Annotated in this window: 1 protein-coding gene; it reads right to left on the bottom strand. The window is 53.4% G+C overall.

Features of this window, described 5'->3' with window-relative positions:
- A partial coding sequence (locus tag ACJHYR_RS28010; protein WP_065806410.1) for an AadA family aminoglycoside 3''-O-nucleotidyltransferase occupies positions 1-710 on the bottom strand: 710 nt, incomplete at its 3' end.
- Position 711 lies beyond the last annotated feature (1 nt).

Here is a 711-nt window from a genome sequence, read left to right as displayed (position 1 = left end):
GAGGCCAAGCGATCTTCTTCTTGTCCAAGATAAGCCTGTCTAGCTTCAAGTATGACGGGCTGATACTGGGCCGGCAGGCGCTCCATTGCCCAGTCGGCAGCGACATCCTTCGGCGCGATTTTGCCGGTTACTGCGCTGTACCAAATGCGGGACAACGTAAGCACTACATTTCGCTCATCGCCAGCCCAGTCGGGCGGCGAGTTCCATAGCGTTAAGGTTTCATTTAGCGCCTCAAATAGATCCTGTTCAGGAACCGGATCAAAGAGTTCCTCCGCCGCTGGACCTACCAAGGCAACGCTATGTTCTCTTGCTTTTGTCAGCAAGATAGCCAGATCAATGTCGATCGTGGCTGGCTCGAAGATACCTGCAAGAATGTCATTGCGCTGCCATTCTCCAAATTGCAGTTCGCGCTTAGCTGGATAACGCCACGGAATGATGTCGTCGTGCACAACAATGGTGACTTCTACAGCGCGGAGAATCTCGCTCTCTCCAGGGGAAGCCGAAGTTTCCAAAAGGTCGTTGATCAAAGCTCGCCGCGTTGTTTCATCAAGCCTTACGGTCACCGTAACCAGCAAATCAATATCACTGTGTGGCTTCAGGCCGCCATCCACTGCGGAGCCGTACAAATGTACGGCCAGCAACGTCGGTTCGAGATGGCGCTCGATGACGCCAACTACCTCTGATAGTTGAGTCGATACTTCGGCGATCACC

Source organism: Escherichia sp. WS1450 (assembly GCF_046487395.1).
In the GTDB taxonomy this organism is placed as follows: Bacteria; Pseudomonadota; Gammaproteobacteria; order Enterobacterales; family Enterobacteriaceae; genus Escherichia; species Escherichia coli.
Note: the sequence above shows the minus strand (reverse complement) of the source record. Positions and strands in the feature narration are given on the sequence as shown.